Annotated in this window: 22 protein-coding genes; 6 read left to right on the top strand and 16 right to left on the bottom strand. The window is 44.6% G+C overall.

Annotated features, from left to right (window positions below):
* Positions 1 to 198: 198 nt before the first annotated feature.
* Positions 199 to 1,134 (top strand): rhamnogalacturonan acetylesterase, encoded by a 936-nt coding sequence (locus ACYX4W_RS15080; RefSeq protein WP_476073705.1) that lies wholly within the window; start codon positions 199 to 201, stop codon positions 1,132 to 1,134.
* A 174-nt stretch (positions 1,135 to 1,308) separates the two neighbouring features.
* Here ACYX4W_RS15080 and ACYX4W_RS15075 read toward each other — a convergent pair whose 3' ends face one another.
* The 11 genes from ACYX4W_RS15075 to ACYX4W_RS15025 all read right to left on the bottom strand — a co-directional run bounded on the left by ACYX4W_RS15075 (position 1,309) and on the right by ACYX4W_RS15025 (position 13,266).
* Positions 1,309 to 2,280, bottom strand: a complete 972-nt coding sequence (locus ACYX4W_RS15075) for a sugar kinase (protein WP_476073704.1) — start codon at positions 2,278 to 2,280, stop codon at positions 1,309 to 1,311.
* Positions 2,277 to 2,915, bottom strand: a complete 639-nt coding sequence (gene eda / locus ACYX4W_RS15070; protein WP_476073703.1) for a bifunctional 4-hydroxy-2-oxoglutarate aldolase/2-dehydro-3-deoxy-phosphogluconate aldolase — start codon at positions 2,913 to 2,915, stop codon at positions 2,277 to 2,279. The genes ACYX4W_RS15075 and eda overlap by 4 nt, the downstream gene beginning before the upstream one ends.
* Positions 2,915 to 4,456: a mannitol dehydrogenase family protein gene (locus ACYX4W_RS15065; protein ID WP_476073702.1), complete on the bottom strand. Its 1,542-nt coding sequence runs from the start codon at positions 4,454 to 4,456 to the stop codon at positions 2,915 to 2,917. The genes eda and ACYX4W_RS15065 overlap by 1 nt, the downstream gene beginning before the upstream one ends.
* Before the next feature lie 2 nt (positions 4,457 to 4,458).
* The gene (gene uxaC / locus ACYX4W_RS15060) at positions 4,459 to 5,874 is read right to left on the bottom strand and encodes a glucuronate isomerase (RefSeq protein ID WP_476073701.1); all 1,416 of its coding nucleotides are present in this window, start codon (positions 5,872 to 5,874) and stop codon (positions 4,459 to 4,461) included.
* An 11-nt stretch (positions 5,875 to 5,885) separates the two neighbouring features.
* Positions 5,886 to 7,376: a UxaA family hydrolase gene (locus tag ACYX4W_RS15055; protein ID WP_476073700.1), complete on the bottom strand. Its 1,491-nt coding sequence runs from the start codon at positions 7,374 to 7,376 to the stop codon at positions 5,886 to 5,888.
* Positions 7,377 to 7,571: 195 nt separating this feature from the next.
* A complete protein-coding gene (locus ACYX4W_RS15050; protein WP_476073699.1) occupies positions 7,572 to 8,588 on the bottom strand; it encodes a LacI family DNA-binding transcriptional regulator in 1,017 nt (338 codons plus the stop codon).
* Between the two features lie 147 nt (positions 8,589 to 8,735).
* Positions 8,736 to 10,031, bottom strand: a complete 1,296-nt coding sequence (locus ACYX4W_RS15045; protein WP_476073698.1) for a TRAP transporter large permease — start codon at positions 10,029 to 10,031, stop codon at positions 8,736 to 8,738.
* Positions 10,031 to 10,516 carry a TRAP transporter small permease gene (locus tag ACYX4W_RS15040; RefSeq protein WP_474806174.1) on the bottom strand — a complete coding sequence of 162 codons (486 nt, stop codon included), beginning with the start codon at positions 10,514 to 10,516 and terminating at the stop codon, positions 10,031 to 10,033. The genes ACYX4W_RS15045 and ACYX4W_RS15040 overlap by 1 nt, the downstream gene beginning before the upstream one ends.
* Before the next feature lie 2 nt (positions 10,517 to 10,518).
* The gene (locus tag ACYX4W_RS15035) at positions 10,519 to 11,502 is read right to left on the bottom strand and encodes a TRAP transporter substrate-binding protein (RefSeq protein ID WP_476073697.1); all 984 of its coding nucleotides are present in this window, start codon (positions 11,500 to 11,502) and stop codon (positions 10,519 to 10,521) included.
* Between the two features lie 30 nt (positions 11,503 to 11,532).
* The gene (gene kduI / locus ACYX4W_RS15030) at positions 11,533 to 12,378 is read right to left on the bottom strand and encodes a 5-dehydro-4-deoxy-D-glucuronate isomerase (RefSeq protein WP_476073696.1); all 846 of its coding nucleotides are present in this window, start codon (positions 12,376 to 12,378) and stop codon (positions 11,533 to 11,535) included.
* Positions 12,379 to 12,507: 129 nt separating this feature from the next.
* A complete protein-coding gene (locus ACYX4W_RS15025; protein WP_474806180.1) occupies positions 12,508 to 13,266 on the bottom strand; it encodes a glucose 1-dehydrogenase in 759 nt (252 codons plus the stop codon).
* A gap of 175 nt (positions 13,267 to 13,441) precedes the next feature.
* On the opposite strand from ACYX4W_RS15025, the gene ACYX4W_RS15020 reads away from it, so the two are divergent.
* The 3 genes from ACYX4W_RS15020 (at position 13,442) to ACYX4W_RS15010 (ending at position 18,868) form a co-directional block, all read left to right on the top strand.
* Positions 13,442 to 14,698 carry a DUF4861 family protein gene (locus ACYX4W_RS15020; RefSeq protein WP_476073695.1) on the top strand — a complete coding sequence of 419 codons (1,257 nt, stop codon included), beginning with the start codon at positions 13,442 to 13,444 and terminating at the stop codon, positions 14,696 to 14,698.
* Between the two features lie 506 nt (positions 14,699 to 15,204).
* Positions 15,205 to 17,061, top strand: a complete 1,857-nt coding sequence (locus ACYX4W_RS15015) for an alkaline phosphatase PhoX (protein ID WP_476073694.1) — start codon at positions 15,205 to 15,207, stop codon at positions 17,059 to 17,061.
* 64 nt (positions 17,062 to 17,125) lie between these two features.
* Entirely contained in the window at positions 17,126 to 18,868 is a 1,743-nt protein-coding gene (locus ACYX4W_RS15010) for a hypothetical protein (protein ID WP_476073693.1), read from the top strand.
* Positions 18,869 to 18,902: 34 nt separating this feature from the next.
* Here the strand turns inward: ACYX4W_RS15010 and ACYX4W_RS15005 are convergent, their stop codons facing one another.
* The 5 genes from ACYX4W_RS15005 to ACYX4W_RS14985 form a co-directional block, all read right to left on the bottom strand.
* Positions 18,903 to 19,496 carry a DUF1989 domain-containing protein gene (locus ACYX4W_RS15005; RefSeq protein ID WP_476073692.1) on the bottom strand — a complete coding sequence of 198 codons (594 nt, stop codon included), beginning with the start codon at positions 19,494 to 19,496 and terminating at the stop codon, positions 18,903 to 18,905.
* A gap of 24 nt (positions 19,497 to 19,520) precedes the next feature.
* On the bottom strand, positions 19,521 to 20,186 hold the full coding sequence (gene gntA, locus ACYX4W_RS15000) for a guanitoxin biosynthesis heme-dependent pre-guanitoxin N-hydroxylase GntA (protein WP_476073691.1): 666 nt from the start codon (positions 20,184 to 20,186) through the stop codon (positions 19,521 to 19,523).
* 47 nt (positions 20,187 to 20,233) lie between these two features.
* Positions 20,234 to 21,214 carry a glycosyltransferase family 2 protein gene (locus ACYX4W_RS14995; protein WP_476073690.1) on the bottom strand — a complete coding sequence of 327 codons (981 nt, stop codon included), beginning with the start codon at positions 21,212 to 21,214 and terminating at the stop codon, positions 20,234 to 20,236.
* Positions 21,215 to 21,544: 330 nt separating this feature from the next.
* The gene (locus ACYX4W_RS14990) at positions 21,545 to 22,237 is read right to left on the bottom strand and encodes a response regulator (RefSeq protein WP_476073689.1); all 693 of its coding nucleotides are present in this window, start codon (positions 22,235 to 22,237) and stop codon (positions 21,545 to 21,547) included.
* Entirely contained in the window at positions 22,237 to 23,676 is a 1,440-nt protein-coding gene (locus ACYX4W_RS14985) for an ATP-binding protein (RefSeq protein WP_476073688.1), read from the bottom strand. Before ACYX4W_RS14985 ends, ACYX4W_RS14990 begins: the two co-directional genes overlap by 1 nt.
* Before the next feature lie 217 nt (positions 23,677 to 23,893).
* Between ACYX4W_RS14985 and ACYX4W_RS14980 the strand changes: the two genes are divergently transcribed.
* Positions 23,894 to 24,130 carry a hypothetical protein gene (locus tag ACYX4W_RS14980; protein WP_474859094.1) on the top strand — a complete coding sequence of 79 codons (237 nt, stop codon included), beginning with the start codon at positions 23,894 to 23,896 and terminating at the stop codon, positions 24,128 to 24,130.
* 298 nt (positions 24,131 to 24,428) lie between these two features.
* A complete protein-coding gene (locus ACYX4W_RS14975) occupies positions 24,429 to 24,977 on the top strand; it encodes a hypothetical protein (RefSeq protein WP_474806201.1) in 549 nt (182 codons plus the stop codon).
* The last annotated feature ends 14 nt before the right edge of the window (positions 24,978 to 24,991 follow it).

Raw genomic sequence — 24,991 nt, 5'->3', positions numbered from 1 at the left:
ACAGACTGACCAAGCATATTGGTGAGCCTAAGATAATAATTAAATGTTGTGTTCCGTGAAGACGGGTGTGTTTGGCCATCGTAATGATGGCCTTTTTTATTTGTGACAAGGTGACATTGCGGATTGTTCCTGATGCGTCTATCTGCTTTATCACTTAATTGGAGCGCAACTCTACTAATATTGAGAAGGAGAAAAGGTGTGAGAAATTCAAGTAACTCCACCGCAGGAAAAATATTCAACGCGCTTCGCTACAGTTTTGCAAGCGTTATTGCTGTAGCCAGTAGTTTTGCATTGGCAGGCCAAGAAAGTACGACGGCTCTTCAAAACAGCTACGTGCCTCATTCGAGCACTTTGGTTCTCGCTAGCTCAAATGCCCACATTGCTAAGGAACAAAGTGCCGGAATTGTAGAGAACGAAGGAAGTGCAAAAGCTCCGCCTTACAAAAAGCCGGTTACCCTACATTTGGTTGGCGATTCAACCATGTCAGACAAGCCAATGTTGGCATATCCAGAACGTGGTTGGGGGCAATTACTTCCTGAATTCATGCTGCCAAATCTAAATATCAAAAACCACGCGGCTAACGGCAGGAGCACAAAGCGATTTGTTGACGAAGGGCGTTGGCAAGTGCTGTTATCTGATCTTTCTGAAGGTGACTTTGTGGTAATTCAGTTTGGTCACAACGATCAAAAACAGTCGGACCCCGCTCGCTATGCTGACCCGGAAAATGCCTATCCTGCTTACTTGAAACAGTTTGTGCAAGACGTTGAAGCGAGAGGCGCATCAGTGATTATTGCAAGTAGTATTTGCAGGCGTCATTTCACCGAGGAAGGTGTATTAAAACGCACTTTGCTGGCGTATGCCGATGCAGCGAAGAAAGTGGCAGCACAAAATAACGTGCCATTTATCCCTATGAACGCTTTAACTTGCGATTTTCTTGCTCAGGTAGGCGAGCCTAACAGCAACCATTACTTCATTAAGGTGCCCGCCGACCTATATGCGCGCTATCCTGAAGGTAAGAATGACGACACTCACTTGAACGTAGTTGGTGCTGCAAAAATGGCGCAAATATTTGTGCGAGAGCTAAAAGCAACAGCACATCCATTAGCAAAATACGTTTATCGAGACACTCTATAAATCAAACTAAACAAAGCGGCGCGCCAGTATACCTAGTATGCCGCGCCTATTTAAACTAACGCAGTGCAACCTATCTTAGCTAACTTGCTGAGGCATCGTTATCAATTTTGTATGTGGCGAGTGATTAGTGAGGAGGAGGGAAGACAAAAGAGAAAAGGGAATGTCACATACCGACTATAGCGACGGTATGTGATTAGTGAAGGCATCGCCTGATATAATGGCACCTGGGTAGGTTATTACGGTGGCTGCCACTTTTGCTCCATAGCTCGCGCTTTCAACAGGCTTTCTACCTGCAAGTCGAGCTGCCAAATAACCGCCATTGAATGCATCGCCAGCAGCTGTTGTATCAACCACTTGCTCAACACGCTCAACAGGTACAATACATTGTTCTTTGTGGCAGAGTATATGAACGCCGACTGCCCCGTTTTTCATAACGATTTCTTCAATCTGTTTGTCGGCTAAATAGCTAAATATTTCATCAGCATTAGTGTGGCCAAACAGCATTAAATGGTCGTCAGCACCTGGGAACGCTAAATCTGCTTCAGCATAAGCCTTACCCGTCCAGTACTTGGCATCTTCTTGAGATGACCAAAGGCGAGCTCGATAATTAGGATCAAAGGCAATCTTACTGCCTTTGGCCTTGAGGGATGAAATTAGTTCGAAAAGTGTAGCGCGCTGTTCGTCATCTAAAATAGCAATAGAGATACCGCTCAAGTAAAACCAGTCACACGTAAATTCAGCGCCGTTCATAATATTAAGCGTTTGAGTTGCAGCAGACTGGTTACGCCAATAGGCAAAGGTTCTTTCACCTTCATTGTCGTTGCGGATCATATACAAACCGAGATTACGCGACGACGAGCGAAATACTAAATCAGTGTTTATTTCGTGCTCACCCATTTTAAACAGCAGCTCATCGCTTAAAAAGTCTGCGCCGATCGCTGTTAAGTAGCTAATGGAAGATGAAGGCAAACAGCGTTTTAAATAAACCGCAGTGTTGTAGGTGTCGCCAGCAAAGCTTTTCGTCATCAAATCGCTATTTGTGTTTTCATCACACGTCCTAACTGATGATTCACGCTGAGTGCTTCGAAGCTCTACCATGCACTCGCCAAAAATAACCATTCTTTGTTTGGTATCAACGATGCTCATGCCGCAGCCTCATCAAACAATGTGAGGCTTTGTTGACATGCCAAAGTTATAGCTTGCCAATTTTTTGCGTCAATGGCTGCCTTCGGCATCATCCATGTACCGCCTACTGCTCGAACATTGCCAAGCGAGAGATACTCATTCGCGTTGTCGCCATTAATGCCGCCGGTAGGGCAGAAGCAAACATCGCTAAATACACTTGAAATCGCTTTAAGAAAAGGGGTTCCGCCGCTAAGACTCGCAGGAAAGAACTTCATCTCGCGAATGCCTTTTTGGTGCGCCAAAAGAATATCGGCAGGCGTAGCGACGCCAGGCAAAAAGGGTGCATTAGAAGCAATCAGAGTATCGAGCAATGTCTCTGAGCTTGTGGGCGTTATCAAAAATTGCGCGCCTGCATCCAACGCTTCAAATACGTGGTTGCGATTTAACAATGTGCCCATACCCACAACGAGTTCAGGAAACTGTTTTCTAATCGCTGACAGGGCTTCAAATGCTGCGTCGCTGCGTTTCACTACTTCTATGTTGCACAGGCCGCTATTTGCAATTGCTTCTGCTAAGTGAAGCCCCTCGTCAACAGATTTAGGCTGAATAATAGGGAGTAAGGGGGCGCCTTTAAGCATGGAAAAGGTACTTTTCATCACGCGGTTCCTTTTAGTGAATCTAGCGAACTTTCTGTTAACGTAGTGGGAGCAGAACCTTGCTGACTTTCGTTGCTGTTTTCGTGCGATAAAATGTTAAGCAGCTGATCAACTTTTTCGAGCACTTTTTCTTTGAACGTAGTGTTTACCGACAGTTCGGCGAACATGATTTCAAGAGATAGCAATTTTTTTGCAAGTTCTATTGCCTGAAAGTCTACTGATTTTGCTGTAGCCCTTAACATACTATCTAGCGGGTCGGTGATAGTTTCGTTTAAACGTACCTTGTTGTTTACAAATAGGCACCATGCCGCAACGGCACTACAGAGCAAATCAATGTTTCGTTTTGCTTTTAGGTTATCGCGTACTGTGTCGAGAATTCGAAATGGGATTTTCTGTGACCCATCCCAAGCAATTTGCGACAACAGGTGGCGAATATGCTTATTCTCATAGCGCTTAACAATGTCTTGTGCGTAAGCGTTCAGATCGAAGTCTTGTGTTCCGCTATCGGCAAACTCGTTATCACTGGATAGAGACGGAACAATTTCTTCTTTCAACATGGTTTGAATCAGTTGCTTTATGGCTGGGGTACGCATTGCGTCGAATACGGTTTCCTTGCCAAGCAATAACCCTATGTAGGCCAGTGTTGAATGTGTGCCGTTTAGAATGCGAAGCTTAGCTTTTTCAAAGAAGCTCACATCATGAGTGAAAGTAACGCCAACTTTATCCCAAGCAGGTCGTGGGCCAGAAAAATTATCTTCAACCACCCATTGAGTAAATGCCTCTCGCTGAATAGGCCAGTTATCGGTTAGACCCAGTTCATTGGCAACATTAGCTTTAAAGCTGTCTTCAGTTGCTGGCGTAATACTGTCAACCATAGTGCAGGGGAAGGCGATGTTCTCGCTGATCCATTGGCCGAGTGATTCATCCGTTTTATTGGCGAACTCGGTCACCGCTTTTTGCAGCTTTTTACCGTTGTCCGACACGTTGTCACAGCTGATAATGGTAATATCTGCATAGCCTGACTGCTTACGTTGTGCTAGCGCTTGCACAATTAGGCCAACTGCACTTACCGGTGTTTCTGGCGTGACTAAATCAGCTTTAATATCTGGATGATCAGTATCTAGATGACCTTGTGCATTAAGGCAATAGCCCTTCTCTGTCACGGTAAGCGTCACAATCTTAGTTTGCTTGTCTACCAGCGCAGCAGCAATGTCTTCACGATCATGTGCTAATGTAGAAAGGGTCTTAATTGCGCCAATAATGTGAGTTTCAGGCTCGTTGTCAACAATACACAAAGCATACAGGTTGTCTTGCGTAGCTAACGCTTCTTTAAGTGATGCGCTGCGCATTGACACACCGTGAATGCGCCAGTCACCGCCATAAGCCAGCGCCTTTTCGGTATAATACGCTTGGTGCGCACGGTGAAAGGCGCCTGGACCAATATGCACAATGCCACAACCGGTTGCTTCCAGGTCGTAATTTGGTTTACTTACGCTGTCACTTAAAAGAGGTAGCGTTGAAATTGATAACGGCTTTGTCATGATTACCCCAGTTTGTACGCTTGTTTAGCAAAATCATAAGTGAGTTTTCTTGCAATGCTGGCCGCTTCTGTTTCGCTGATGCGGTGCTCCACAACTAGCTGTGCAAGGAAGCGACAATCAATGCGTCTGGCAACATCATGACGTGCAGGTATAGACAAGAACGCGCGCGTATCGTCGTTAAAACCAACCGTATTGAAGAAACCTGCGGTTTCTGTCACTTGCTGTCTAAAGCGCAACATCCCTTCAGGGCTATCATGGAACCACCAAGAAGGACCGAGTTTCAGGCAAGGGTAGTGGCCTGCAAGTGGCGCTAATTCACGGCTGTACGTGGTTTCATCTAATGTAAATAGAATAATGTCGAGGTTAGGCTCGTTACCGTATTTACCGAGTAACGGGCGAAGCGCTTTAACAAAATCTGTTTGCATTGGAATGTCGTGGCCTTTATCGCGACCAAACTGTGCAAAGAGCTGACTGTTGTGGTTTCTAAACGAACCAGGGTGAATTTGCATCACCATGCCGTCTTCTACACTCATTCCCGCTAATTCGGTAAGCATTTGCGCTCTAAATAGCTCTTGCTCTTCAGCGTTACTGTTTCCACTTCTTACTTTATCGAATAAAGCAATACACTCAGCTTCACTTAAATCAGCTGTGTTCGCCGTTGGGTGTCCGTGATCGGTTGCTGTCGCCCCGTGCTCTCTAAAGACGGCACGTCGTGCACGAATTGCATTCAGGTAGCCCTGCCAGGTTGCAGTGTCTTCACCGGTGAGTTCACCCAGTTTCTCAATGTTTGAAACAATATCTTCGCGTGAAGCATCGACTACATCATCAGGTCTAAAGGTGGTGATTACCCGCTTTGCCCACGGTGTATCTTTAATCGCTGCGTGATGGGGAAGGGCATCAAGCGCACCTTCGGTGGTAGCAATCACTTCAATATTGAAGCGGTCCATCAGCGCACGGGGTTTAAAGTCATCCCCTTGAAGCTGCGCGGTAATATGGTCGTAATAATGCGTTGCGTTGTCGCTACATAGCATCTCTCGTAAACCAAACACATCATAAAATACAGTGTCTAACCACAAACGGGACGGTGTGGCAGCAAACAGGTGATAGTTATCTGCCAGAAGCTTCCAGATTTTACGTGGATCCTTTTCCGTCTCGCCGCCATCCCAACGTGGTACACCGATATCGGTTAATTTAATGCCTTGGCTATACAGCATTCTGAACACATAGTGATCAGGCGTGATAAATAGCTCGGTTGCATTGGTGAAATTATTGTTTTGTGCAAACCAACGTGGGTCAGTATGGCCATGCGGACTTATGATAGGGAGATCCCGAATTTCCTTATACAACGCCTTTGCAACAGTACGAGTTGCTTCATCGGCAGGAAAAAGTCTATCTTCATGTAATAAAATCGATTCCATAACGCTCTCTTTTAGAGGGTGACGCCACGTTTCCAAATAGCAATCTCATGGCTGCCATTTTTCTCGTTGCAGGTTTGTTGACCAGATGCCACTGCCAAGCAGTGTTGGAGTAGCGCTTCGGCACACTTATCGATAGATACGCCTTCTAGAACTTGTCCAGCGTTAAAATCTATCCAATGTGGCTTCTTATTAGCGATATCTGAATTTGACGATATCTTGACTGTGGGTACAGGAAAACCAAGGGGCGTGCCTCGGCCTGTGGTGAATAAAACAATATGTGCCCCTGATGCTGCCAGCGCCGTTGAGCTAACGGCATCGTTACCAGGTGCTTGTAATAAACTTAAGCCTTTATCTTGCTTGGGCTCGCCATATTGCAAGATAGACTGAATAGTAGACGTTCCACCTTTTTGAACCGCGCCGAGAGACTTTTCCTCTAGCGTGGTTAAACCGCCTGCCTTATTGCCTGGAGACGGGTTTTCGTAAATAGGTTGGTTGTGGGCGATAAAGTAGTTCTTAAACTCATCAATCAGCGAGTTAAACGCCTCGAATACGTCTTTGTTTTTAGCGCGATTCATTAAGAGCTGTTCGGCGCCAAACATTTCTGGCGTTTCGGTTAAAATGACCGAGCCACCTAGATTACACATTAAATCAGTAACACGCCCTACTGTTGGGTTGGCAGTGATACCGCTAAAAGCGTCGCTACCACCGCACTTCATGCCTAAGGTTAATTCGCTAGCGTCGATGGGCTCACGTTTGTCATTAGCCATTACTTTTAGCAAGTCATAAACCGCATTGACGCCTTCTTCTAATTCATCTACCACTTCTTGTGCGTTGTAGAAGCGAACCCGATTTGCCGGTTTATCAACGTGAGGCAGTAAACTCTTAAGCTGATTGTTTTCGCAACCCAAGCCTACAATTAACACGGCACCAGCATTCGGATGCGATGCCAGTGATGCCAATATTGTGCGGGTGTCGTCTAAATCATCGCCAAGCTGAGAGCAGCCAAAAGGGTGGGTGAATGCGCGGAAACCTTCGCATTCGCTCGCGAAACGACGGTTACATTCATCAGCAATTCGGTCCGCAGTACGGTTTACACAACCCACGGTATTTATGATCCACACTTCATTGCGAATACCCACTTTTCCATTTTCTCTTCTGTAGCCCATGAACTGTAACTCAGAAGTAAGATGGTTTTGTTTTGAAGCGGTATTTGACGGCGCGTAAACGTATTGTTCAGTGCCTTTTAACTTAGTCTTTGCGTTATGGCTGTGAACATGTTCACCAGCATTAATTTGGCTTGTTGCAGCACCAATGCTGAAACCATATTTTACGATGTCGCCACCGTCTGACACGGTAACTAGGGCAACTTTATGGCCAGCAGGAATGTCTTGGCTAACTGTAATGTCATATTCAGCGATGTAAGTGCCAGCCACGATAGGGCAGGTTGCAACCGCAACGTTATCGTTATTATGCACTTTAACTAATTGTGTTTTAACGTCCATCACATGTCCTGCTTTGTCATCTTGAGCTCTTTGAGTTTCTATCGAGCCGTTTAATACTGAATAGTCACTTGAGCAGCTTTTTAACGTTGAGCATTATCTTTATTAAATAGGCTCATTAACATTCTTATTTAATATGTGCCACCGGTGGCATAATAGGTCGAAAATGAAGTGTTAGCAACACTTCATTGCAAAAAGTTACACTTTTTTGATTGAGTCTCGGATAATTAAGTGGGGCTTTACTAAGTAGGTTTCAGTTTCACTCACTTCACTGCCTTCTATGTGTGCAATGATTTTACGCGCTGCGATAGCAGCCATATCACCAACCGGCCGTTGAACCGTAGTAAGGGCAGGGATCACGCGAGCGGCGAGCAAGTTGTCGTCAAACCCTGCGACGGAGAGCTCGTCTGGCACGGTAATGCCCATTTCATGAGCCACTTTCAATACGCCTGCTGCCATTTCATCGTTGTTTGCAAAAATAGCTTTAACTCGTGGCGACTGAATAAGCAATTGACGCGCGCATTCTATACCGCTTTCGAAGCTGTTTTTACCTTCAATTACTCTGTTTTTAGGTACATCGACTCCTAAACCGTTAAGCGTCTCAACAAAGCCTTCCAAACGCTCTTTTGAGGAATAGTATTGTTGTGGACCGCTGATAATACCAATATCTTTATGGCCCAGTGATACCATATAACGGGCTAGGTCGCAAAGCGCAGCTCTGTCGTCACTGACTACGATATTTTGATGGTCATCTAAATCTACTGACGCCATTCGAACATAGTTTATGCTCTTTTGCTGCAGTGCGTCTGCTAAAAGCTTAGACTCGGATACCGGTGGCAGTATGATGACGCCATCAATGTTCGAACGACGTACAAAATTGACGCAGTTTTCTACAAAACCATCGGCATTGTAACTACAAGGGTGTACAACTAACTCATAACCCTTTTGAGAACATATGCTCAACACACCTCTTTGTACTTGGTCGATATACAAGGCATCGGGGTTGTCATAAATCAAGCCTATCAAATAAGAGCGGCTAGTACTTAAACCTCGCGCTTGCTTGTCGGGGGCAAAGCCCGTTTCTTGAATGACAGCTTCAATACGCTCACGTGTTGCTTTACCTACATTGGTTGCGCCGTTAATCACACGCGACACGGTACGCTTTGATACCCCTGCAAGGGCTGCAACATCATTGATAGTCGGGCGCTTGTTCATAGATCTCTGTTTTTCCGCGCTATTTTATTGTTATTTGCGATATTAACACACAATTCAAGGCAGTATATTACTGTCACCTCAAATCGACCCGCAGTCTGGTCACTCTATATTATTATCAGAATAGATATCCGTTACAGACCATAAGTGCTAAAAGCCCAAGGCGCGAGGCAGAGCTTCACTGAACCAAGCAACATATGTGACTAACATGAGAACCACGAACATAGCCACATACAAAGGAATGAGCGGTCTAATGATGTTCTCAAGTTTGGTTTTAGCAATAGCACAGGTAATAAAAAGTACCGCGCCTACGGGCGGTGAGCATAATCCAATAGATAGGTTGAGTACTAGCATGATGCCAAACTGCAGCTCGCTCATTCCAAGCTCTAAGGCAACCGGCAAAAATATGGGCGTAAAAATAAGTACGGCAGGTGTCATATCTAAGAATGCACCAACCACAATGAGTAACAAGTTGATAAGAAGAAGAATGAGTAATGGGTTATCGCTTATCGATAACAGTGCATTACTTAAAGTTTGCGGGATATTTTCAAACGATAAAAGCCATGACATCGCGGTTGAAGCCGCGATAAGCAGCATTACAATTGCTGTTGTTTCCGCTGCTTTTAAGAATATATCGGGTAAGGCTTTCGCTTCTACTTCTTTATAAAACACCACAGCTAACAGCAATGAGTAAACTACCGCAATGGCTCCAGCTTCAGTAGCGGTAAAAACGCCGCCTACAATGCCGCCAATCACTAAGAATATGAGGAACAGGGAAGGGAGTGCTGCGATAGTTTTTTCGACAACTAGTTTAAAAGGAAGTCGTGGCGACAGCGGGTATCCTTTCATTTTTGCATAGACAAAGCACACTAGCATTAGCGCTAAACCCACCATAATGCCTGGGATATAGCCAGCCATAAAAAGGGCGGCGATGGATACGCCACCGCTAGCGATTGCGTATACAATTAAGATATTACTTGGTGGAATTAACATACCTGTGGTTGATGCAGCTGCAGTGACTGCGGCACTAAAATTCGGCTCGTAGCCCGCTTTTTTCATTTCGGGCAACATGAAGCTGCCAATAGCAGACGTAGTTGCTACCGCAGACCCTGAAATTGCACCAAAAAGCATGCAAGAAACAACATTCACCAAGGCTAAACCACCGGGAAGCGCACCAATAAGCGCCATTGCACATTCAATTAATCGCTTGGCTATCCCGCCGCGTCCCATGATAAGGCCAGATAAAACAAAAAATGGGATTGCCAATAGTGCAAAGCTATTAAGACCACCTGCCATACGCTGCGCAATGGTGATAGTAGCAGGGGCGATATCCATGCTCATTACCATAGCAAGCAGCGTGGCGACACCAATACTGATTGAAATTGGCACATTTAAAAGAAGAAGTACGAAAAAAGCGACGACTAAGATAATACCGGTCAGTTCCATTACGCTGTTCCCTTATTGTTGTTTCGCCAAAGCGTTGTAATGTTGACCAGTGCGTAGGCAATAATGAGGCCACCAGACAGGGGAAGCACGCTATAAATAAGGCCCATTTTAATGCCAAGTGCCGCCGAAATTTGTTCCAATTCTAAGGTGAGAGATACAAGCTCAGAGCCGCCGTATACCATCACTAAAACACAAAAAATAATGACGATAATTTCAACGCAGGTAAGTAAAAGGCGTTTCACTTTACGTGATTGACGCTCAACAATTAGGTTGAAACCTAAATGCGCGTTTTGACGATACGCATAAGCCGCACCTAAAATACCAATCCAAATAAGTATGAACCTAGATAATTCTTCGGTGATTGAAGCGGGGTCTTTAAGTACGTAACGAGAGACCACTTGCCAAATCACGGTAAGTAAAATACTTACCATGGCAACTATAAGTGTGCCGGCTAAGGCTTTATCGATAAGGCGTATTATTGTCATTGTTACATCGCTTTTATTTGCGTAATTAAGTCGCCAATAGGCGTGTCTTCAAAGCTCTTATGAAAAGGCTTTACCGCTTCAACGAAAGGCGCTTTGTCAGGCGTAATAACTGTGACGCCTTCGGCTTTTACCTTTTCTAAAGATTCTTGCGTAGATGTTTTCCAAAGTTCGCGTTGGTATTCAACAGAGTCTTCCATTGCTTTGGTTAGCCACGTTTGCTGCTGTTCATTCAAACTTTCCCATACCGGCAGCGATGCCAGCATGACATCTGGCACGCTCGTATGCTCATCAAGGCTGTAATACCGAGCAATTTCATAATGACGAGAAAGGTAGTAGCTAGGTGGGTTATTCTCAGCACCATCCACAACGCCTTGCTGAAGCGCTGTGTACAGCTCTCCCCAAGAGACGGGCGTTGCTGCTCCACCCAGTGCGCGAACTGTTGCTACTGCAGTAGGGCTGTTCAACACGCGAATTTTTAGCCCGTTCAGATCGTTTGGTGTTTCTATAGGTCTGTCGTTGGTGTAAAAGCTACGGCTTCCCGCATCGTAATAGCCGAGGCCTTTTAGTCGAAAATCTTCAATACCTGATAGCAATTGGTCGCCCAAGTCGCTGTTTAATACTCGCCAAAAATGATCATTATCGCGAAAAATGTAGGGAATACTGAATATCTTCATTTCAGGAGCAAACCCTTCTAGGGGGCTTGCAGACACCTTCGTCATAGCGAGTGAGCCAATCTGCAACAGTTCTACCATTTCTCTCTCGGTTCCCAGCTGGCTGCTCGGATAAATAACCACACTCATTGTACCGTCAGAATAGTAATCGAGTCGCTCTCCAAGGTATTCCATTGCCTTATGCACAGAGTGTTGTGTGTCCAACGTATGCCCCAAACGCAATACGGTGACCTCGCCTTGCAATTCATTTTGCGAACACGCAGCTGTTAGCAACATCGCTGTAGCAGAGAGCGTGAGTTTTAGATACCGCAACATATTTAATACACCTATTTAGAACAGGGCTGCTTAGCGCAACTGTGATGGCGGAAACTTATCCATATCATCGTAATCCAGGTTTTCACCTGCCATTCCCCAGATAAACGCATAGCTTCCTGTACCCACACCACAGTGAATTGACCAAGGTGGCGATACCACAGCTTCTTCATTCGCAATGAAAATGTGGCGGGTCTCCTGTGGTTCACCCATGAAGTGACATACTCTGCTTTCGCTGTCCATATCGAAGTAAAAGTACACTTCATTGCGTCTGTCGTGTTGATGAGCTGGCATAGTGTTCCAGACAGAACCGGTATGCAGTCGCGTCAGTCCCATCTGAAGCTGACAGGTATCAACAACAGTATTGATAAGCAATTGTTTAATATCGCGCTGATTTGACGTTTCTTGGCTACCTAAATGGAGAACATTTGCGTCTGCACTACCTATTTTTTTGCATGGATAGGCGTGATGAGCCGGCGCTGAATTCAAATAGTATTTGGCGGGATTAGAGGCGTTGTCTGACTCAAATACTACTTCTTCATTGCCCTGGCCGATATATAGGGCTTCTTCGTTATCTAAATGGTAAGTTGTGCCTGAAACGGTAATGGTGCCCGGACCGCCGATGTTTATTACACCTACTTCGCGACGAGCGGTAAAGAAGGGCATTTTTAACTGATCTTCAATGGTTTCTAGCGTCAATGGACTCGTTGTAGGTACGGCGCTTCCAAGCATAAAGCGTTCGTAATGGGTGTATATCCATACGACTTTGCCCTCTGTCATTAGGGTGTCGACCAAAAAAGCGTCGCGCAGTTCTTGCGTATTGTAAGCGTTGGCCTCTTTACGGCCTATGGCGTATCGTGTGTCTATTTTTTCGTTCATGACTTTTTTCCCATTCATCGTTGTTTTGCTGCTCAAGGCTATTTGTTTACTCAGGGCTATCTTATCGCTCAGGGCTATTTGTTTGCTCAAGGCTGTTTTATCGCTCAGGGCTGTGACCCTTGTTAGTCACTAGCGTGCTAAAAAGCCGCCGTCGACCGCAAGGATATGGCCGTTAACATAGTTGCTTGCTGCGCTCGCAAGAAATACTGCTGCCCCTGCTAAATCGTCGCTTTCTCCCCAGCGGTTAGCTGGAATGCGTGCACAAATTTCAGCACTGCGTTTTTCATCATCTTGCAGCGCTTGGGTGTTATCAGTTTTGATATAACCTGGGGCAATAGCGTTTACCTGGACATTGTGCTGTCCCCATTCATTCGCCAGCGCTTTTGTTAATCCGGCAATGGCATGTTTGCTCGCAGTGTAGGCAGGAACAGTAATACCGCCCGTATAACTCAACATTGAGGCAATGTTGATGATCTTGCCTTGCTCGCGCTCTACCATCTTCTTGCCAATAGCTTGGCTAAGTAGGAAAGCTGAATCGATGTTGACCGCAAGTACGTTTCTCCATTCGTCTAAAGGAAAGTCGGTGGCGGGCGCTCTGAAAATAGTGCCACCGTTATTGAGCAGGATGTCGATATGACCTTTAACGCTCAACGCATCTTCGGCAAGTTTAACCACATCGTTGGCATCGGCGAGGTCACCATCTAGTGCCATTGCTTGCCCGCCTTTACTTTGAATTTTACGTAATGTCTCATCACAACCACCTGGTCGAGAGCTCGCGCAGATGACAAAGGCACCTGAAGTGGCGAGTGCTAAGGCAAGCGCTTGACCTATACCTCTGCTTGCGCCTGTCACTAATGCAGTTTTACCTTCAAGGCTAAAGTTGACCATGTAATTTACCTTTCACTAAATGGTTCATTGGCGTGCCGAATTTTATCGACATACTAAATTGAAAAATCTCGTTAACAAAATTTAAAATAATTGCCACCGGTGGCAATTGTCAATATATTGTTTATAAATATCGTAAATTAGTTCAGCGCGTTAACAACCAATGGGGAGCATAAAAGTGATTAAATTGAGTAAGATAGGTCTAATTTTGGTGCCATTCTTGGCAAGTTGCTCACAAGAAGATATAAATCCAGCTTTGTCTGTCAAGGTCAAAAATCCAGCAGATGGTGGTGACGGGAAGCAAGTTTTCGAAATTTCACTGCCCCCGCAATATTCAGGTTGGAAGTTGAAGCAACACCCTTCAGAGTGGATAGAAAATAATGAAGGGAAAGCGGTGCTTTTAGGTGCGGCATCTATAGCGCCAGGCGAGAGCATATCGTTGGAACTTTTGCCACCTAAGCAGGTTTCAAATAATAATGTTCAAGACAGGGCGCACGCGGAACTTTCAGTAAGAAGGGGAGGAGAGTGGCAAGATACAGCGTATAGCGCTGAAGGCTTTTCGTTTGAAGAGGTCACTTCGTTTACGTCACCCCCTCAATTAACCGACCATTCTTATTTTTTGCGTTACGAAGGGCCTGGTTGGGAGTCTGATCAAATGGGCTATCGCCTTTATCTAGATTGGCGCAACGCAATAGATGTCTTCGTGAAAACTGATGACAGTGTAGTGTTACCCGAAGTTGGGCAAGACGGTTATGATAGCTATCACACTTTATCTCCGTGGGGCGGAGACGCGCTTAAAGTAGGGAAGTCATTAGGTTTAGGCGCTCTGGGCCGACTCGCAGACCGCAATCAAGAAAACACGACGGAAATCCCATCAGATAGTGCTTCTAAGCAAGCGGTAATGCATTTTCAGTATGTCGAGAATACCGAATACCAGCTGGTATCAAATAGTCAGTTACGGGCTGAGTTTAAAGTTAGCTACGAAGGGTGGACATCGTCTGATGCGAAAGCGGACAGCATCGACGTTAGCACGCACTATCGAATTGATGCTTTTGACCCCACAACCCATATCAGTGTTTCTGTATCAGAGCCTTCGGATAATATTGTCGCAGGTTTAGTGGCGCATGATGGAATGCAGGTGATTAAAGCCGAGCACGGCGATTGGGGCGTGATAGCTACTTGGGGGGCTCAAAGTATCTTGGCAGATAATGACAACTTAGGATTGGCCCTTGTTTACCGGCTAGATCAGGCCGAAAAGGTATTTGAGGGTGAACATGACCACCTTGTGTTGTTTAAACCTTCAACCGCTTTTGACTATAAAATTCTTGCGGTTTGGCCCAAGCGAACCAACGATATACAAACTGCCAAGCAATTCGAAGATTATCTGATTAATAAACTAAAAATGTATAGTCATCCGCTTACCATTTTGAATTAAGCGGCATTGCTCAATTTGGCGAGTAGAATATTGTTTTATGCTGTGGCCTGATGATCTTTGATACAGGGCAAAGATCAACAGGCTCTAGGTCCGTTTAATCGTTATGGTGTATTTTTGTGTCTTTGCCTTCTTCGTACATTTCTTTTTAATATCTTCCGTAACGTTCTTTAACTATCTCGACATTGACTTTTCAAGTATTGAGTCGAGTTAAACCTCTTAGATAGCCCCATGAAACAAATAATTCATAAACTGACTAAGTGGACCACTCTTTCTTAATTGAACATTCAATAACCCTAAGCACTGCGCCGCCTTCGTAGACGTTTACTCTCCTTTCTCTTTTACTTTCAGGTTGTAGTGTCAAAAATCTTTCATTTTGGAGTCAATAACTTGTCACCCAAGTGTCATAAATCTTATCCACACTCTTTGTCCGCTAAGACCATTTAGCGAGGTAAGCCATCTGCTCTCCTCATCTCTAATTATAAAACAAGTATAAGCAAGGAACCGTAATGAAAAGCGAAACTCTTCGTGGAATTAAGTATTCAGCGATTGCACTAGCAGTAACACTTGGCATGTCTGCCTGCTCACTAGAGGGTGATGATGGTGAAGACGGCGTTCAGGGTCCAGTAGGTGAACAAGGCCCAACAGGCGAACAGGGACCTGCGGGTGAGCAGGGCCCGGAAGGTACAACAGCAGGCACGCTTACTCGTATTGCGACTGTTCCTCTTGGCGCAGAGGTAACCGGTATTTTCTTAACTGATGAAGGCGACCTTTTCTTCAACGTCCAGCATCCTTCAGGCACTAACGCTGCGACTAATAGCGTTAACGATATGCCTATCAATACAGGTACTGTAGGTGTACTTGCAGGCGCTAACTTCAATAATCTGCCGGTTACTTTGCCAAATTCTCCAGTACCTAGCTCTGATGAAGAGAAAGAGCTAGTTGTTTCTGCTATCGGTCAGTATCAAGTGCTAGGTCAAACCGGTGATACTTTCGGTACTGATCTTCCTGAAGGTTTGGGCCACATCTACACACTAGATGGCGAAGAGTTAGTTCTTGAAAACGATATGCCTGACTTTAACGGCTTTATTTCAACTGCCGAAGGCGAAGGGTACCTGTTCTCAAACTGGGAAGAACTACCTGGCGGTATGAGCCGCATGAAAGTAGAAAAAGATGAATTCGGTATGTGGGAAGTCACAGAAGCCATGATGCTGGATTTCTCACCAGTATGGGGCACGGCAGCAAACTGTTTCGGCTCGATGTCTCCTTGGGGCACGCCGCTTACCTCTGAAGAGTGGGTAGTTGATTCGGAAGTAGATACCACAACGTCTCCTAGCTGGAATAACCCAGAAGCAGTATCTACAGATGCACGCTTAGGTCGCATGTGGCAAATGACAGCACCTGATGCACCAAACCCTTACAACTACGGCTACATTGCAGAAGTAACAGAACCATTGGCTGATGAGCCGGTGATTGTTAAGCACTTCACTATGGGTCGTTATGAGCACGAAAATTCAACAGTAATGCCTGATGGAAAAACGGTTTATCTTTCTCAAGATGACACCGGCGGCGTACTGTTTAAATTTGTTGCAGACACGGCAGAAGACTTATCTGCAGGTACGCTTTACGGCGCTAAACTAACTCAGGATGCAGGGCAGAATGACCCGGCAACAACCGGCTTTGCCGTTGAGTGGGTTGAGCTAGCCAGTGGCGACAATATGACTATTCGCGCATGGATTGACGAGTACAACGGTATTGGTACTGACGATTACGTAGATGGTCAAAGCTCTTACATCACAATGGCAGACGTTCAAGCGTGGGCAGATGGTGATGCAACTTACCCAACGGTTGAAGAGGGCGGTTCAAGCGTTACAGCCGGTGAGCCAATGGATGACCGCGTTGCATTCCTAGAAAGTCGTGCGGCTGCTCGTCTTAAAGGCGCAACGGCAGAGTGGAGAAAGCTAGAAGGTATCTCTATTAACCAAAAACGCGCGCAAGAAGCCGTAGAAGGCGTTGATACCATTGAAGGTGAAGTTGTCGAAAATGCATACCTTTACATTGGCATTGCAGATATCGATAACACGATGATCGATGGTGAAGGCGATATGCAGCTTTCTGCCCGTGTTAAAGATTGTGGTGGTGTTTATCGCGCCAAACTCGAAGAAGGCTACAACATTTCTCGTATCGAACCTGTAGTGATGGGCGGTACGTATCGTTCAAGCTTAACCGGCGCAGAGCGTTGTGACGTTGAGCAGCTTTCTCAGCCAGATAACGTTGTTGTAATGAACGACGGCCGTATTCTTATCGGTGAAGACGGTTTCCAAGAGAACAACACGCTGTGGATGTATGAGCCAGCAGACAAGTAAGGTTTTTCTTTAATTTAAAATATGCCGGGTGTTTACACACCCGGCTTTTGCCGTTGTGATGATTATGAAAATACTAAAAATAACCTCAAGCGCAGGCATTCTGCTTTCGCTACTTATCAGTGCAGGGTGCACTGAAAGCACAAGTGCTGATTTAAGCAATAAATCAAATGCCGGCGTAAGCGCGAGTACTTACCCTGCTAATGGGAAAGGGTCTTCATCTGCACATACAGACGCCAATAGCGCACATTCCTACCCATACCGAGAAGGGGACGATATTCCCGCTCTTGCCTATATTGAGCATAATGAAGTGTATAACCCTGAGTCGGTTATCCCACCCCAGTGCTATACCAAAACAGAAGGCGTAAATAACCCTTGTTACGCATGTCACCAAAGTTACGATTCCTTAGAAAAACGCCCTAACCAAATGGGCGATGGTACCTTGCAGGGCAACTATGAATTTTCCGATGTGGGGTTAACAAACAGCTGGAAGAATCTGTTTATTGACCGCACATCACTTATAGCGGGTATTGACGATGCCACAATAAAAAAATACGTAGAGCAAGATAACTACACCGCTTCACTTAAAAAACACGCAATGCCAGAGTACATGCGTATTGAAAACTTGAGCGCCGCTGACAAAGCCTTTGATGGCGACGGTTTTGCTAAAGATGGCAGCGGATGGGTGTCATATAACTACAAACCTTTCCCAAGTACTTTCTGGCCGACCAACGGGTCGACGGGCGATGCTATGATTCGCCTTCCAGAAAACTTCCAAACGCTAAATGGCGACTACAACAAAGCTATTTACACATTGAACCTAAGCCTAGTTGAAATGACGCTAAAGGAGCTTAATAAACTAAGCGTAGCGCCAGTAGATGAGACTGCCATTAATGTAGACGTTAACCAAGACGGTGAGTTGTCGCCATCTGTAACTGAAATTGTTCGCACCTCACATTATGTGGGTGATGCGAGTGCTGTTCCTCTGGCTCATATGCTTTACCCTGAAGGCACCGAGTTCTTGCATACCGTACGCTACATTGGTGTGGACGATAACGGGAATATTTATAATGCGCCGCGCATGAAAGAAGTACGTTATATGAAAAAGCATATGTTTAGAAGCCGAGAAAGCCTAGCTTCTGCCTATTATGCTGAGGCAAAAGATAAACATTTTGAAAAGCTGCCTCAAACTCGCTACCTAGGCGAAAAGGGGATAGACAACGGCTTTGGCTGGACAATCAATGGCTTCATTGAAGATGAGCAGGGTGAACTGCGTGCGCAACACGATCAAGAGCTAGCGTTTTGTAACGGCTGTCATAAAACAGTAGGGTCAACCTTTGACCAGACATTTTCATTTGCCCGTAAAGTTCCTGGCGAGGCAGGGTGGGGATATATTGATTTGCGTGCCATCGAAGATGTGCCAAATATCAATGAAGAAAAAGGCGAATTCCTCACCTACATGGAGCGTGTAGGCGGTGGCGACGAGTTTCGTCAAAACGGCGAAATGCTAGCAAAGTGGTTTGACGAAAAAGGTATGGTTAAAGCGGAAGAAGTGCAGCGTGCTAAGTCGGTGTACGACATCATTACTCCTTCGCCAGAACGCGCTTACGCGTTAAATAAGGCCTACTTAACCATAGTGAAAGAGCAAAGCTATTTGTTTGGTCGCGATGCTACGCTTACCGAGGCAACCAACGTCTTAAGTAATATCGATGCAGCGCAACCACCATTAAAGCCTGAACATCGCTTCAAGTGGGATATGCGGCTTAACTGGCAAAAAGGCAAGCCTAGCGCTATCGCAGAAGCACAATAACGCTCGCTCCATTTGCTAAAATAATGCTCGCGAATTACAACGGGTTCGCGGGCATTATTTCAAATTGTATTGGTTTATATCGAAAGTTGTTAGATTCACCAGCAGAGCAAGCCGTTAACCCTACAATCATATCCATTTTAGCTTCAAATATCGTGTAATCGCCGGCTTTTGACTTCGGCGGCAAAACAGCGATTTTACCCGTACTGTCTACCTCAACATTCATAAATGTATTGAAGGTCGTGCAAACATGGTGCTCTGGAATATCAAATTCAGCGAAAGCGGCAACTAAGTTACCGTGACAACCTGGTACTGGCTCTTCATTGGGGTAGAAGTGTTTGAAGGTGTCTACGCTACAAGGCGTTAGTAAAAAATCATGGTCTTCCACTCTATCTTCGATAATTTCAAACATGATGTTGCTTTGATTTGAGTAAAGCAAACTGCCTTTTTTAAATTTAAGGCTTTCGTTGTAATCCAAACTTCTACCCGAGGAAATAAACTCGTCCTTATTATGCTCGTTAAAGGCATAAAGGTCGGCCACTTGTTCCCCTTCAGGGTCAATGACTTTAAGGCGTTCACCTTTCTTGATAGTAAATGCAGTACCGCTTCTTGGCTGTATAGTTTGTCTCATACTGTGCCTTTTATATTTTAAGAGTTAATTTTTTACTTGTTTAAAGGGGCATTCCCAGCTTTCTGAATGCTTTTTACCACTGTATTGATAAACTTCAGAACTTTCACCGTGGTTAGCAAGCAATGGGTTTTTACTGCCGCAATAGGCGGCATCACGCTTCCTTATATGATCTCTAAATGCTTCAAACTTCTGTTGTTTACGAAGCAGTTCAAACTGTTCGTGTAAATTAAATACAATTGCGGGATGAGAAAAACGGCGGCTCTTTCTAGAGGCATTTGGGTGCAATCCAATCACGAAAAAGCCTTTCCCACCAAGGCTTAAACTGAATTGCGCACTATGCGGATCGCTTGATACTTTGCTATCCCAACTTTTTAAGCATGCGTCTACTTCATGAAGACGTTGAAGTTTTTCCCATAAAATCTTATCAAACTCAGTTTCGGTAATGGTATCGGGCTGTTCGAAGGTAACCACAAGTGAGGAGTACATATCACGGTTCAGCTTGAATGCTTCCACGAATTTGTGAATTGAAGCCAAGATATCAGGTTCATTACTTTCGCAGTAGATATCGTCAAATTGCAGAACGTGTATTTGCTTCTTAGTTAGCGCCGATTTAGCGCCTACACAGGGGAAGTCACCTTCCCCTACAAATGATAAAAAACGGTGTGTTAGATCGGGTTTCAGTAAAGACATTCCATATCTCCCTATTCAAACAGTGCCGCTCATTCCTTTTAAAGAAATTAAGCCGTGTTGCTTAAACGCTCTTGATTTTTAGCTGGCGAATGAAACGAAGTGAATTCGTATCCCGTAGAAGCCGGGGCAGCGCTTGAACCGCTCGTGTCTATTTTGATTGGGTCATCTTCCTGCTCAGGCAACTGAATAACCTTCAATCCCTTTTCTTCATAGTTTGACTCGATGAAGCCTTTGTCCGCGTAAGCTTTGAGTACTTCAGTGCAAGGGTAGAAGCCCCATTTAGCGTGAAAGCGCTGTGCATTATGTACAAAGTCTAATAAATGATTGACTGGGCATTGATAATTAGGGCGTTGTGGCGCAAAAGTGCGAGTAGGCAACTGTTCTAATGAGTAGCCAAGTGCCCGGCAGTTGGTGAAAAAGTCTTCGTCGTTTAGTCCGAAACCCGCGTAGCCTTCATCGAAGCCGCCGGTTTTCTGAAAGTCTGTCTTACGAATAAAAAACACTGTAGAACAAATACTATCGTCACTAAACTTTCCATGATTATTTTCCTGATCTCTTGAAGGTATTTCGTTGTTATCATCGCCAGGTAACGTTTCGTCGTTACTTGCTAGATAACCTATTTGCTGTTCATTTTTTGAAATGTCTGAATACGGCTTGTTGCAGCGTTCGTTGGGTAAAAAGACGACCGAAGTAAACACCACCGTGTTGTATTTCAACGCCAAAAGTCCATCTTTACAGAGCGTAGGTGATATAACCGCATCAACATTTAAGTAAACAAGGTTTTCATGCTTAGCCGCCAGCATTCCCTTATTTCGCGCTTTCGCAATTGGTAGTTCTTCTTGGGTAGTGAACTTGTGCACAATATCGAATTTTTCGCTTTGAATGAGGGACAAATCAGAAGGAGGTGCCATCCACACAATAACAAGTTCATCTGGCGTTGGTGAGCATTGCTCCAACTGCGAAATCAAATTGCAAAGCTTCTCGGTTCTATTTTTAACAATAGTTACTGCACTTACTGGTGAACGCATACTCAACCTCCTTTGCTAACCTATCTAAAGCCCTTGGCTTAAACGGCGTACCTTGTACGTTATACTTTTGTATAAAGCAAAGAGTGCTCCAAAGTTGTAAGCTGTTGAAGATATGTGGTTTTTTTGTTTCTATTTGCCAGTTCAGCAGTGGCGAGGCTTTAAAAGCGAGCAAGAACTGCAAAGAAAGAGAAAAATTTACAAACCAAAAAAGTGGGCAGGTTTTTTAGTGAAGTAACTTTGAAAACAGGTTATTTTCACCATTCTTGAAGTGGGTGCCTAGTGTACGTGCCCGCTATGTGCAAAGCTGAGTCAGATAAAAGATTTAAAAAGCTAACTCAGTTTATAACCTATACCGTATACAGCCTGAAGCGGCGAGATTTCGTCATCCTGCATTAGCTTATGGCGTAAGTTTTTCATGTGGCTATCAATAGTGCGATTGCTAACGATGCGACCGTCCACATAGCCTTTGTCCATAAGCTGTTCTCTGGAAAATACATGTCCTGGCTTTTCTATAAATGCTTTAAGCAATCTAAACTCAACTGGAGTGAGCTCTATGGTTTGGTTTCTTCGTTCACAGACATAAGCGTCTAAATCTAACGAAATATCTTTGAATACTAGCTTTCTCGAGCCTTCACCACTTATGTTATTAGTGGTTTGCGTTCTTCTTAAAATAACTTGTACCCGAGCTACAACCTCACGTGGAGAAAAGGGCTTGCATATGTAATCGTCGGCTCCTGCATCTAACCCAATAAGCCTGTCTATTTCATCAATTCGAGCGGTTAGCATCAAAAGAGGCACATTTGAAAACTGCCTAATTTGTTTGCATAAGGTTAGTCCATCTACCGCAGGCAACATGCGATCGAGAATGACTGCGCTAAAGGTGTTTTCTCTAATTTCAGAAATAACCTGTTCACCGCTATGCAGTACTTTTGTGTTGAAACCCTCAAGAGTAAAGAAATCTACAAGTATTTGGGCAATTTTTTCTTCGTCTTCAACAATTAAGACAGGGTATTGAGTAGACATTAGATAACATTTCCCCTAATAGGTAGCGCGATTGATATTTTAACGCCTCCAAGCTCAGAATTCGCAGCGTCTATCGTACCTTTGTGCGCTTTAATAATTGACTGACTTATCGATAAACCTAAGCCAGCACCTTCAGTTCGCCGTTTTCTAGATGAATCCTCTCTATAGAGAGGGTCAAATACTTGCTTTTCATTTCCGGTGGATATGCCAGGTGCACTATCTTCTATGTCGATAGTGGCTTTAGTTCCGGTTTCAACTAATGTTATCCGCAGTTGACCTGGAGAGTCTGTGTATTCAACACTGTTGCTCAAAATATTCGAAAACACTTGGCGCAGCCGTTGGGCATCGGCGTTAACTTCTATATCGCTTGGGATGAAAGTACTAACGTTAATGCTCTTGGCCTCTAAAGCTAGATTAAACTGTGCCAAACTATCTTCTAATAAGCCGCCGATATCAACCATCTCGAAATCGAAGTGCATGCCTCCTATATCTGATAAGGACAACTGATATAAATCATTAACCAAGCGCGTTAAACGGCTAACCTCGTCTTGGAATGAAGCGAGTTGTGCTTTGTCGAACTGCCTGACACCTGCTTCAACTAATTCCATTTCACCAGCAAGTATTGATAGCGGCGTGCGCAATTCATGAGAAATATCTGCCAACCATTGTTTTTGCGTAGCCTCATGTTTTTGTAAAGCCTCTGAAAGAGAGTTAATGTCTTTCATTAACACGCCAAACTCATCGCTGGGCGGCTGCCTAAATTTTACATCGTACTCGCGTCTAGCGAGTTGTTCGACAGCTTTTACTATCTTTTTAAAGGGCGATAAAAGTTTAGGCACAATGATCACCGCAGTAATCAATGAAACCAGCAATGCTAATGCACCTACAGCGATAAATGATGTGCGCTGCTGTCGCATAAACTCTTGCGCCATTGTAGAGCTTGGTGAAGGGGGGAGATAGCTTTCCAATGCGCCAATCTTGCGACCTTCGCTAACAATAGAGACAGATACTTTAATATCTTGGTTAGTCGCAGCGTCGCTAGGCATACTGCCAGCTATGACGTTACTTTGTGAGTCAAGTAATGTAGTAGGAGGGCCTATGTGCTGTTGGTCCCGACTAGGTAGCTGATTGGCGCGCCTTTGTGGAGGATGCTGATTGATACCTCTATGTTCTTGGGCTCCAAACTTGCGCCCAGGCGGAGGGGGGCGATTACTTTGGCGAGAAAATGCATAGGGCGATATACCTTCCCAGCTTCGCTCATTCAGTGCGTACTCTAACGCGAGCATTTCTCCAAGCTGACTGAGCCGCTCTTTTTCCTGAGCTATAATAAATTTGTTGAAACCTTGTTCAAAACTCCAACGGGCAGTAGCGAGCGCAAGCATTAAAGACATGCAAGAGAACGCGAGCAAAATGATAGTAAGTTTATGAGATAACTTCATATTTCGAGTATAGCGACCTAGGGGCCATCTCTACAATATCCACAGCCTGATTAACCCGCAAATCATGGGTTAATACTCATGTTCTGCACTATTTCTGCACATTTAAATTCTATGATTGGAACGATAGAGCCGGTGCCATTTGCGGTCACTGCATTTGGCACCGATTACAGTTGATTTTGTATATATTTTGGATACAGAAGTAAGGAGTAGTAGCAATATGAATAAGACGGCAATGTTAATTGGTCTACTTAGTTTGAGTACCGCCGGTTGCTTCGCGAAAGGCGATAGAGAACATCCAAGACAACCACCTCCAGAGGCTATAGAAGCTTGTGAAGGAAAAGCTGAAGGCGAAACCGTATCTTTTGAAACACCAAGAGGTGAAACCGTTGAGGGTACGTGCACGCTAAAAGATGATACCCTTGTCGCAATGCCAGAGCGCCGCCCGCAAAGGTAATTTTAAACTCTTCATATAGCGCGGTGTTGTACGATGTTTGTTATGTCGTTTTTCACCGCGTATTTAGTGCGTAATAGCTTTGCCCCCGATATAAATTTTGATATGCTTACCTAGTAGGTTAAGCATTACATTTCAATAGTTTGCATATTCCTACAATTATTACTTAACACGTTTCCTTTCGAGTAAAATTCGTCTTTTAAAATTGGTGTTTACTCATTCAGAGTGTAGGTAAATCTTCAGCCTTACTTGTAACGTATTAATTTCTGTATTTCGTATTTTTCTTTGGTGGACAAAGGCTGTGGAATCACAATCGTCTGTAATTATTCGAAACTATGACAAGCAATCTCTAAAATTGGTTGATGTTATTTCAGGTATCTCACCAAACGCTATGCGTAGAGTCTTCGGTGGTTGGATATTTTTTGCGGCTGTTGTTGGGGTTATTGTAAGTGTGGCCCCTGATTTAAGCGCGCAGTTTATTGGTTTAACACTTTTTGTGCTTGTTGCTTTTACACTTATCATGTTCGGGCAAAGTAGAATAACGGAAGGCTGGCCTGCTATCATTTGTGACAATGACTATATCGGTGTGGTACGCGACCCTGTAAAGCGAGAGTATATTTGTGTTCGCTCTGCTTTGGTTAAAGACGCTAAGCCTACGCTGATAAAACCCAATAAAAAAGCCATTGAGATTATGCTAGATAGCGAGCAACTTCTTGCAAAGGATAAAGAACTTCTTAACCAAGCTGTTTGGCCAAGAGAGCATAGTTTAATTGGTTTGGCGCACTTCAAAAAGCGTGAAGAGGCTTGCGACAGCCTCATGTGGTGTGTAAAACATCGTGGGGCGCGTTAAACATCATTGAACCG

The organism is Alteromonas sp. ABH4_454 (assembly GCF_056311775.1).
Note: the sequence above shows the minus strand (reverse complement) of the source record. Positions and strands in the feature narration are given on the sequence as shown.